This is a genomic window from Streptomyces yaizuensis (assembly GCF_034961445.1).
Taxonomy (GTDB): domain Bacteria; phylum Actinomycetota; class Actinomycetes; order Streptomycetales; family Streptomycetaceae; genus Streptomyces; species Streptomyces yaizuensis.
Genome location: NZ_BSBI01000004.1, coordinates 644,928 through 655,033 on the forward strand (window position 1 = coordinate 644,928; position 10,106 = coordinate 655,033).

Annotated in this window: 10 protein-coding genes and 1 pseudogene; 5 read left to right on the top strand and 6 right to left on the bottom strand. The window is 71.5% G+C overall.

Annotated features, from left to right (window positions below):
• Nucleotides 1-255: 255 nt before the first annotated feature.
• Nucleotides 256-369: pseudogene (locus SYYSPA8_RS13645) on the top strand (MerR family transcriptional regulator); the annotation flags it as partial.
• 227 nt (nucleotides 370-596) lie between these two features.
• Here SYYSPA8_RS13645 and SYYSPA8_RS13650 read toward each other — a convergent pair.
• The 3 genes from SYYSPA8_RS13650 to SYYSPA8_RS13660 all read right to left on the bottom strand — a co-directional run bounded on the left by SYYSPA8_RS13650 (nucleotide 597) and on the right by SYYSPA8_RS13660 (nucleotide 2,471).
• Nucleotides 597-1,136: a hypothetical protein gene (locus SYYSPA8_RS13650; protein ID WP_323447367.1), complete on the bottom strand. Its 540-nt coding sequence runs from the start codon at nucleotides 1,134-1,136 to the stop codon at nucleotides 597-599.
• A 137-nt stretch (nucleotides 1,137-1,273) separates the two neighbouring features.
• Nucleotides 1,274-1,429: a hypothetical protein gene (locus tag SYYSPA8_RS13655; protein ID WP_323447368.1), complete on the bottom strand. Its 156-nt coding sequence runs from the start codon at nucleotides 1,427-1,429 to the stop codon at nucleotides 1,274-1,276.
• 298 nt (nucleotides 1,430-1,727) lie between these two features.
• Entirely contained in the window at nucleotides 1,728-2,471 is a 744-nt protein-coding gene (locus SYYSPA8_RS13660; protein WP_323447369.1) for an SDR family oxidoreductase, read from the bottom strand.
• A gap of 166 nt (nucleotides 2,472-2,637) precedes the next feature.
• Here SYYSPA8_RS13660 and SYYSPA8_RS13665 point away from each other — a divergent pair, with 166 nt between their 5' ends.
• The gene (locus SYYSPA8_RS13665; protein WP_323447370.1) at nucleotides 2,638-3,324 is read left to right on the top strand and encodes a hypothetical protein; all 687 of its coding nucleotides are present in this window, start codon (nucleotides 2,638-2,640) and stop codon (nucleotides 3,322-3,324) included.
• 133 nt (nucleotides 3,325-3,457) lie between these two features.
• Here the strand turns inward: SYYSPA8_RS13665 and SYYSPA8_RS13670 are convergent, their stop codons facing one another.
• Nucleotides 3,458-4,078, bottom strand: a complete 621-nt coding sequence (locus tag SYYSPA8_RS13670; RefSeq protein WP_323447371.1) for a TetR/AcrR family transcriptional regulator — start codon at nucleotides 4,076-4,078, stop codon at nucleotides 3,458-3,460.
• 105 nt (nucleotides 4,079-4,183) lie between these two features.
• Between SYYSPA8_RS13670 and SYYSPA8_RS13675 the strand changes: the two genes are divergently transcribed.
• A complete protein-coding gene (locus SYYSPA8_RS13675) occupies nucleotides 4,184-5,197 on the top strand; it encodes a saccharopine dehydrogenase family protein (protein ID WP_323447372.1) in 1,014 nt (337 codons plus the stop codon).
• A gap of 107 nt (nucleotides 5,198-5,304) precedes the next feature.
• On the opposite strand, the gene SYYSPA8_RS13680 is transcribed toward SYYSPA8_RS13675, so the two are convergent.
• The gene (locus SYYSPA8_RS13680) at nucleotides 5,305-5,910 is read right to left on the bottom strand and encodes a helix-turn-helix domain-containing protein (RefSeq protein WP_323447373.1); all 606 of its coding nucleotides are present in this window, start codon (nucleotides 5,908-5,910) and stop codon (nucleotides 5,305-5,307) included.
• 139 nt (nucleotides 5,911-6,049) lie between these two features.
• On the opposite strand from SYYSPA8_RS13680, the gene SYYSPA8_RS13685 reads away from it, so the two are divergent.
• The gene (locus SYYSPA8_RS13685; protein WP_323447374.1) at nucleotides 6,050-7,036 is read left to right on the top strand and encodes an alpha/beta fold hydrolase; all 987 of its coding nucleotides are present in this window, start codon (nucleotides 6,050-6,052) and stop codon (nucleotides 7,034-7,036) included.
• 730 nt (nucleotides 7,037-7,766) lie between these two features.
• Here the strand turns inward: SYYSPA8_RS13685 and SYYSPA8_RS13690 are convergent.
• The gene (locus SYYSPA8_RS13690) at nucleotides 7,767-8,123 is read right to left on the bottom strand and encodes a hypothetical protein (protein ID WP_323447375.1); all 357 of its coding nucleotides are present in this window, start codon (nucleotides 8,121-8,123) and stop codon (nucleotides 7,767-7,769) included.
• 797 nt (nucleotides 8,124-8,920) lie between these two features.
• On the opposite strand from SYYSPA8_RS13690, the gene SYYSPA8_RS13695 reads away from it, so the two are divergent.
• Nucleotides 8,921-10,106 (top strand): DEAD/DEAH box helicase (locus tag SYYSPA8_RS13695; protein WP_323447376.1); only part of this gene is annotated, 1,186 nt, incomplete at its 3' end.

The window sequence follows — 10,106 nt, forward strand, 5'->3', positions numbered from 1 at the left end:
TGCAGGACCGGCGGAGCCGGGGAAGGGTTGTACGGGCCGAGCCGGGGGTCGGCAGTCACCACGTGATAACGGCGGAGCACCCCGATGGGACGTCAACATCCCTTTCTCGAAAGGCCCGTTCGCGATCCCGTCCGCACGGCTCCACCTCCCGCTCCGCCGCCCGCTGGGCCTGCTCTCCGAGCTGGTGACGGATCGGCTCAGCCATCTGCCCCCGGCGCATTGCCGCCTCCGACATGGAGGCCCTGCTGGTCACGGATGAGCGTCTTGGAGGCAATCACGAAGATGTCCTACGACTTCTCGCCTGCCCGGATGCGCTGTATGGAGCGCATGACGGAACTCGTCGCCCAAGACGCCTGCGCAGACGGCTGATCACCTGTACGCGGACCCGACCGGGCCGGCATCCCATCGCGTCCACCGGTACGTAACCGGCCACGTCAGGAACCGGCCATGTCAGGAACCGGCCCCCGCCCGGCACCGGTAGCGGCGGGAGCCGAGCCGGTCCCGCAGGGTGCCGTGGAAATCCGCGGCCACCCCGTCCATCCACCCCGTCCATCCACACGGCGGTGTCTCCGCGACCGTCCGCCCGGAGTGTCCGGTCAGGTCGGCGGCCACGTCACCTTCCAGACGGATTGAGTACCCCAGAACGTCCGGTTCGCCCACTTCGGCGAAAATTCGCTGTCGGACAGGCCCACGTCGACTGCTGTCGTGTAGACACCTCGCTCCTGCGGGGTGAACTGCCGTGAGCACTCCTCAACCGAGGAGCCGTCATCACGGAAGCTGATCGGGCAGCGGTGCGCGGTGGACTCGTCGCGCGTCATGGCCGGCCGGTCCTGGGCGACGAGGTCGGGGTCCGCTTTCATCAGCCAGACCCAGACGGTCGCCCCGACAGGCGCGCTCGCCGGGTCGGCGGCCCTGACCCTGGCCGAGACCACGACTCCGCTTGTCCGGCGCTCGATGCACGGTTTGACCTCGACGCCGGCCCCTCCGAAGGCCTGCCAGTCCCCACGGCACCGCGCGCCGCTGCCGACTCCTTCCGGAAGGGCGCCGGCCCGGGAATCCACGGAACCGGACGGAGCCGGCGCCGGAGCGCGCTCCTTCGGGCTGCCGGTCGCTTCGCCGACCTGCTCGTCGGCCATGCTGCCCTGTCCGTTGTCACCGCTGCCGGCGCACTGCGCCCCTGCCCCGCTGCAGTCGTTGTTGATCTCTGTTCCACCGCATCCCGACAGGGCAAGAACGGCGCCCGCCGTCAGCACGGCACCGCGCATGCCCCGTCTCACCGTTCGTCGCTCTCGGTGCGGTTGTTGTCGCCGTTGCCGGTGCACTGGGCCGCTGCTCCTGGACAGTCGTTGTTGATCTCTGTTCCGCCGCCGGAACCTGCCGCGAGAGTGGCTCCGGCAGTGATCAGCGCGGCGACCAGCACTGCCACCACAGACCACACGCCAATCCATTGATTTCTGGTTAAACCAGACATCACTCGCCCCCTTCGCCTGAGTGGAAACACAGAGGCACGCACTGCTGCGAGCGCCCCCGTCGTGCAGATAATTGCACAACCTTCTTTCCAATAAGGTCAGTTCCGACCGAGCGGCCGGTCCCGAAGCCGGAGCGTCGCCTCCTGCACGGCCCGCTGCCCCAGGGCCCGTGCCTCGGCGTCACCTTCTGATCCCGTGCCTCGGCGTCACCCTCTGATCCCGGGCCCCTGCGTCACCCCCGGATCCTGTGTCCCGGAGTCACCCCCGGGGCCGCCCCGCCAAGTACTCCTCGAACGTCCCCTCCCCCACCGCCCCCGCCGGTGTCAGATGCCCCCCGGCCCGGAGCCCCCGGTACACCCGCCCGAAGAGCGGTACCCGTATCACCCGCCGCCGCTTACCCGCCGCCGCCGCGTAGGCGAGCGCCAGTGACTCCAACGACCGGACCTCGGGTCCGCCGAGGTCGGGGACCCGCCCGGCGGGGGCGCCGAGGGCCAGTCCGGCCAGCCGGTCCGCGACCTCCCCCACCTCCACCGGCTGGTCGTCCACCCCCGCGGGCACCAGCATCACCGGCGAAGCGGCCAGTACGGCGCAGAGCCGCGCCACCAGGTCGTGGAACTGCGTGGCCCGCAGCACGCTCCAGCCCAGCCCGGACCCTTCCACCAGCCGTTCCACGGCCAGCTTGGACCGGTAATAGGCGAGCGGCACCGCGTCCACACCGACGATGGAGATGTAGACGAGGTGTCCGACCTCGGCCTCGCGCGCGGCGGCGATCAACCGCCCCGCCGCCTTCTCGTCACCCCCGCGCGGCGTGCTGGCGCAGTGCACGACCGTGTCCACCCCGGCGACGGCCGCGTCCAGCCCGGCGCCGCCCTCCCGCAGATCAACGGCGTACGGCTGCGCGTGCCGGCTGAGGACCCGTACCTCGTGCCCGGCCGTCCGCAAACGCTCGGTGACGAGCCGGCCGAGGGTTCCGGTACCGCCGGTCACCAGGATCGTGCTCATGCTGCTCAGCCCCTTCAGGACAGCGCGCGTCCCCGGCCGGGACGCCCTGTGCCAAGTCAGACTGGACAGCCGGGTCAGATGTGACATCACCAGGGTGAAGGCGCACGCCTCGGCGAGGTCGGGAAAGTCGTTCTCGCAGGCACCCGGGGGCAGCGAGAATGGGGCCGTGACAGAGAAGCGTGCATGGACCTACGACGGTACGGAGCTGGCCTGGCTCAAGGGCCGGCTGGGCCGACTGGGCCGCCGGGAACCCGGACCCGGGCATGTGGTGTCCGAGCTTGTCCCGGACGGGTACGAGGCGTACGTCCGGATCTTCCACCGCTTCGAGGCCACGGACGGCTCGGGCCGTAGCCGCAGCTGGCAGGCGCGGGCCGCGGACTCGGCAGTCCCGTTCCACCCCGAACTGTCCCACTGGTGGCTGCGGGACGAAGCCCCCGACAGCTCCGGACGTTCCCTGTGGCAGGCCCCGGACGGGGCGCTCGACGACAGCAGCCGTTCGGCACTGACCCGCGTGCTCGCCGGGACCTGCGGCGACCGGCCCGTCTGCTTCGCCTACGACCTCGCGGCCCTGCTCTGGGGGCAGGACGGGCCCCTCGTTCGCTGTGCTCCTCTCACCGGACTGGAGAGCGTGAGAGAAGAACTCAAGGAAGCCGTGGGGGAGAGCGGCCCGGAGTTCTGGTGGCCGCAGGACCACAGCTGGGTGGTCACCAGCGACCATGACCTCCTGTCCACCTACGTCGGCTGCTCGGCGGAGACCGCTGGGCTGCTTCTGCGGGACGACGCCCTCGAAACCCTCCTGGTCACCCCTCACACACGCGTCGACCGGGAAACCGTCCGGCCACAGGACCAGTGAGGTTGTTGTCTGATCGGACACCCCGGCGGGGTGTCCGGTGGCGGGATCACCGGCAAGTGATCGACGCGGTCGCGCCGGCCGGTCCCGCGGCGGACTGACCACCGGGATCCGCCTCGCCGCCATCCACATCTGGTCAGCCAGATGACCGCTCAGAAACACCCTGGCGGTCGCCCCTGGCATCGAGACCGCTCACCATCAGGTCGGTCAACGCGGTGACCGCCTCCCCGTCGGTTGCCCGTTCCCGGTTCAGCTCGGCGGCGATCGCCTCGGCCGCACCCAGCACGCCGACGCATCGCAGCCGGAGGGTTTGGGGCGCGAGGCCGGAGTACGGCAGCAGCGCGCCGGCCATCAGGTCCGCGTAGCTGTCGGTCAACTCGTGCTGGATCGCCTCCATTTCCGGGTTTCCCTTCAGCGCGGCGGAAACGGCGCTGAGTTCCGGCATGTCGGTGGCGCAGGCGAAGTAAGCGGCGCTGATGACGCGAGCGACCTCGCGGGCGCTGGGCGCGGCGTCCCGCAGCGCCCGCGTGATCGCGGCCCGGTGGTGTTCGTCGAGTCGTCGGTGGAGCGCGAGCAGCAGGCCGGGGCGGGTGGCGAAGTGGTCGTATGCGATCGGTCTGCTCACCCCGGCTTCCTCCGCGAGAGTCACCAGCGTCAGGCCGTCGGTGCCCCGGGTGCGCACGATCGCCCGGGCGGTGTCGAGCAGCTGCTCCCGCCTGGCCTGCTTGGACAGGCGGGTCGATGTGGTGGTGGCCATGGCCCTCCCTTGCGTTCCCGCTCCAATCTAAGCTACAAAACGTAGGCTACAAAATGTAGCTTCATGGATGTCAATGGATGTCAATGGATGTGAGGGGAACCCGTGGTGGGACAGCCGGAATCGGTACTGATCCTGGGTGGTACGGGCCAGGCGGGCGCGAGGGCCGCCGCTCTCCTGCGCCAATGGCACCCGGCACTGCCGCTGACCATCGCGGGTCGTGACATCGACCGCGCACAGCGCGTGGCCGGCGAACTCGGCGCCGCAACGGCCGTGACCATCGATCTGCGGCGCAGCGATCTCGGCCTCCCGGCCGACCGCACCTACTCGGCGGTAATCGCCGCGCTCTGGGACGACCACCTGCACGGACTGCGCTACGCCCAGCACCGCGGGCTGCCGTACCTCAGCATCTCCAGCGGCCTGGTGGACATCGCGCCGGAGGTCGTCGCGGGCGCCCAGCGGGCAAACGCCGCGCCGATCCTGCTGGCCGGCCACTACTGCGCCGGGACCGTCGTCCTCGCGGCACTGCACGCGGCCCGGCGGTTCGACCGGATCGACACCATCCGGATCAGTGCGGTACTGGATGAACTGGACACCGGCGGGCCTGCGGGAAGAGCGGATCTGCGGCGGTGGTCCACGGCGACCACGGCGGGACTTGTCCGCCGGGACGGCGTCTTCACCTGGGTCGCCGGCCCCGACGCGCAGGCCGACGTGCGCAGTACCGACGGCACCGATCTGCCCGGCCGGAGCATCGCCATCCCCGACGTACCCAGCCTCGCCCTCGCGACGGACGCACCCGACGTCCGCTTCGACTTCGCCGTCGGCGAATCCGTGGGCCGGCGCCGCGGCGAACCCGTCTCCTTCGAGGTCCGGATCGACCTCGAAGGGACAGGCCGAGGGGGTGCCCCGATCAGCAGGAGCCGCTACCTGGTCCACCCGGCAGGGCAGCGCCCCTTGACCGCAACCGGCATCGCCCTCGGCGTTGAGCGCTTGCTCGGGCTGCGCGGCGAAGCCGCCACACCAGGCATCCACACCCCTGAGGCACTGATCGACCCGGCCTATGCGGTCGAGCGGATGGCAGAGACCGGCGCCGCCTTCATCGGCGCGCCCGGCGACAGCTGAGCTTCATCTCAAGGGAGCAACGGGAGAAGGCGACCTCTGAGTGCAACGAGGAAGCGGCCTGACATCCCGGGCCTCTCCAGGACGTCAGGCTACTCGTCCTCCGCTCGCTACCGGTCCCTGCGGCCTGGGGCGGGCGGGGTGCGCGGCCGCAGGCGCTCTCCCTGCGGCCCGAACATGATCAGGTACTCGACCGGGCCGCCGGGGCCGGCGTTCGCGACCCCGTGGGGACTGCGGGTGTCGAACTCGGCGACGTCCCCGGCACCCAGGACGAGGTCCTGGTCACCGAGTGCGAGCCACAGCCGCCCGTACAGGACGCACAGCCATTCCCAGCCGTCGTGGGAGACCTGCCGGGGCCGCGCGGGCGGCTCCTGGACGGCGGGCAGGACGTGTTTGTGGGCGTGCAGGCCCCCGACGTACCGGGTCAGCGGCAGCACCGCCTTGTCATCCCCGAAACGCCGGAGCGCGGAGGTGCGCTGCCCGGCGGCGGGGGCGGTGCCGGCCAGCTCGTCCAGGGAGACGCCGTACTCCTTCGCCAACCGCACCACCACTTCCAGGGTGGGCTTGCGCCGGCCGGTCTCGATCCGCGACAGCGTGCTCGGGGAGATGCCGGTCGCGCGGCTGACGCCGGTGAGCGTGGAGCCGCGGTGTTCACGCGCGGCCCGCAGCCGGGGGCCCATCGCCGCCGGCGTGTCGGCCACCTCGTCGCCTGTCACCCACTCCGCTCCCTTCAGGATGCGTCGCCCCGCTGTCCTGCGAGTTTGCCAGACTGGCAAGGATCATCGCGTCGGACGGCCGCCGCGCCGCATGATCGATGGGTACCCGCGTCCACCCGCGAACCGAGGAGAAGCCCTCATGCAGCCCGAGCCGTCCGCCGCACTCCGCCACCGCACCGTCGAGGCCCCGGCCGGGCGCCTGCACCTGGTCGAGCAGGGCACCGGCCCGCTGGTCCTGCTCGTGCACGGCTTCCCCGAGTCCTGGTACTCCTGGCGCCGCCAGCTCCCGGCACTGGCCGCGGCCGGCTACCGGGCGGTGGCGATCGACGTGCGCGGCTACGGCCGTTCCTCCAGGCCTGCGGCGACCGACGCCTACCGGATGCTGAACCTGGTGGAGGACAACGCCGCCCTCGTGCACGCCCTCGGCGAGGAGAGCGCGGTGGTCGTCGGCCACGACTGGGGCTCCAGCATCGCCGCCACCTCCGCCCTGCTCCACCCCGGGGTCTTCCGGGCCGTCGCCCTGCTGAGCGTCCCGTACGCACCACCCGGCGGCCCCCGCCCCACCGACAGCCTCGGCCGGCTCGGCGGCCCCGAGCAGGAGTTCTACGTCTCCTACTTCCAGGAGCCCGGCCGCACCGAGACGGAGATCGAGCCCGACGTACGGGGCTGGCTCGCGGGCTTCTACGCCGCCCTGTCCGCCGACACCATGCCCGCCCCCGGCGAGCCCGACCCCCATTTCGTCACCCACGGCGGCCGACTGCGTGACCGTTTCCCCACCGGCGTCCTCCCGGCCTGGCTGTCCGAGGACGACCTCGACGTCTACGCCGGAGAGTTCGAGCGCACGGGCCTGACCGGCGCCCTCAACCGCTACCGCAACATGGACCGGGACTGGACGGACCTCGCCCCCCACCGAGGCGCCCCGATCAAGCAGCCATCCCTTTTCATCGGCGGCGCCCTGGACGCCTCCACCACCTGGATGTCCGACGCCGTCGACGCCTTCCCCACCACCCTCCCCGGCCTGACCGCCTCCCACCTCATCGAGGGCTGCGGCCACTGGATCCAGCAGGAACGCCCCGAGGAGACCAATCGCCTGCTGACCGGCTGGCTCAACACCCTCACGCGCTGAACCGCCACGCGCGGCCGGGGCTTGTGCACACGGAAGGGTCCGGCCCGCGTACCCGAGCGCAGCGGCCACGGCCTGGCGCTGCGTAATTCCCACCATGAGAGGCGGTCCGGCGGTTCAGCGCTGGGTCTCCGGGTGTCAGCCGATGGTGGCGCAGTTGGTGACGGTGCCCTGGTCGGCGGGGTTGAAGGTGCACAGGCAGCCGTCACCGTCGCCGTAGTCTGCCGGCGGCCGCCGGTGGGGGTGATCACGTCGATGAGGTTCCCGCCGTTCACCGTGGCCCCGCCGGGCTGTCGATCGTCGTCGCCGCCGTCGATGAGGCGGATGGTGTCGACGAGGGGGCCGCCGTGATGGTGTCCACGCCGCCGTCAGCAACCGGGGTCTCCCGTACCCACTGTCGCCGACGGCTGGGCGGCCGTCGAGCCCCTCCTCATCCACCCGACGACGCCAAGGGCGACGGAGCACGATCCGGAAGGCCATCGCCGCCGACCGGATGGCGGCCGTCATCGCCCGCTCTTGGCCCCGCGCGGCCGGACGCCCTGTCCGCGGCCATCGCCGCCTGCGTCACCAACCGGGAACGCGCGCCGCTCGCCTCCCGGGCCGGGCCGGGCCGGGGGACGGTGACGGGAACCGTCGTGGCCGTCCACGGCCGGGTCGCCGCCGGGCACGACCGCCAGGACCGGCCCGTGTGGGGTCCTGCCACCGTCGGTGGTTTGTCCAGTTCCTTGTACGCCTACCACAGCCCTTGTGCCTGAAGCTCGTCCACACACTCCTCGGGCACCGCCGTCGACCGAGCGACCATCAGGCCGGGCCGGGGATTCGCACCGCCAGAACCGGCGTCCGCCTGCCGGATCTCTTCGGCGATCCGCTCGCAGTCCACCGCCGGTACCGCGGTGATGATCGACTCACGCCGCCCGGGCTCCTCGGGGCCGGAAGACTTCCCGGTTCCGGAAGGAGTGAGAGCGGCGGTGGCGGCGAGCCCGCCGAGGCAGGCCACGGCCCACAGGACGGCGATCCGGGCACGGGCGTTCACCGCCCGGCCGAACCGCTCGCGGCGCCGACGGCCGCCGAGCCCGCCCCGCTCGTCCACCTGGTGCTGCCGTCCGTCCCCACGGTGCCCCCTGCCCGGTCGGCCCGGGGCCTTCCCGGACCAGGCAACCATAGACCGGCATCGAACCGTCGCCACCGCATCCAGCGGGACGTGATGCCTCGAACCCCCCTCAGTTTGGCGCCACGTGACCCTGCTGTGCCGTATCGAGTCGGCTACGACAGAGTCCATGAGGCTCAGCAGGCTGCCGCAGATGTCGGATCACGCGATGGCCGGCCGAGCACGCGCCCCGCTCGTAGGCGCTGAGCACGTCGCGCTGGAGCGGCCGGTGGTCCGGGTCGGTCGGATTCCGCCAGGGTTCGGTGTGATCGGCCGGGTGGAGCCAGTTCATCTGCCGGTCCACGGTCCCCGGAGAGGTACGTGGGGACCGTGGACCGGCGTGTCGTCACGAAGACCGCAGGCGCCGGGGCCTGTCACAGTTCGTCCGCCCACAGGGCCGTGGTGCCGTCCGCCTGGACGTAGGCCAGCTCGCCCCTGACCGTGACCGGCTCCCGCCCGAGGTCGGAGAGCCAGACGGCGAAGTCGAGCGTGGTGGCGTCGGCCCGGTTGCACTGGCTCCTGGCGATCCCTCCGATATGCCGGACGCGAGCGCACCGGCTGTTCTGCCCGGTGGTCGCGGTGCGAGCGGCCGAGAACGGGTCCGTCGCCGGCCGGGCCGCGAGACGGCTGACGTGAGTCCGGCGCTGGTAAAGTCGGGGTCACGCTCGCAGACAGCTGGGGCCCGTGCCGGACAAGGCACGGGCCCCAGCCGTTCGGGCACTGAAATGAGGAAGGACCCCATGACAACGAAGCAGCCGTCCTCCGGCCGCTCCGGACCAGGCAGGTCTGAGCAGGGGAGGGCCCCGCAGGGCGAGCTCTCAGTGCCGGGGACGTCGGCACCCGGCCTTCCGCCGGCCGCGTCCTTCGCAGATCTGGAACTGCCGGCCGAGCTGATGAGGGTGCTGGCGCAGCTCGGGGTACGGGATCCATTCCCGATCCAGGCGGCCATCCTGCCGAGCGCGCTGGCCGGCCGGGACGTCCTGGGCCGCGCGCGGACCGGATCGGGGAAGACTCTTGCCTTCGGGCTGGCGCTCCTCGCACGTACGGCGGGCCATCGCGCCGAACCGAAGCGCCCTCTCGCACTGGTCCTGGTGCCGACGAGGGAACTCGCGCAGCAGGTGAGCGAGGTGCTGGCTCCCTACGCGGAGGCGCTCGGACTACGGTCGGTGACCGTGGTCGGCGGGCTGGCGATCAACCGGCAGGCGGCGGCGCTCCGGGCGGGTGCCGAGGTCGTGGTGGCGACGCCGGGGCGGCTGGCCGATCTCGTCACCCGGCGGGACTGCCACCTGGACCGGGTGCGGATCGCGGTGCTGGACGAGGCGGACCAGATGTGCGACATGGGCTTCCTGCCGCAGGTCTCGCAGACCCTGGACCAGGTTCCCGCCGGCGGGCAGCGGATGCTGTTCTCCGCGACGCTCGACCGCAACGTCGATCAACTGGTCAGGCACTATCTGAGTGAGCCGGTGCTCGCCACGGTCGACCGGGCGGAGGGCTCGGTCGCGACGATGGAGCACCACATTCTGAACGTGCATCCCACCGACAAGTACGCGACAGCCACCGAGATCGCGGCCCGGGACGGGCGGGTGCTGATGTTCCTGGACACCAAGCACGCTGTGGACCAGTTCACCCGCCATCTGCGGAGCAGCGGCATCAAGGCGGGTGCTCTGCACAGCGGGAAGTCGCAGCCGCAGCGCACGCACACGCTGGCCCAGTTCAAGGACGGCGCGATCACGGTGCTGGTGGCCACCAACGTCGCTGCCCGTGGCATCCACGTCGAGCACCTGGACCTCGTCGTCAACGTCGATCCGCCTTCTGAATCCAAGGATTATCTTCATCGTGGTGGGCGTACCGCGCGTGCCGGCGCGTCGGGCCGTGTGGTCACGCTGGTCACGCCCGGGCAGCGCCGGGACGTGAACCGGATGATGG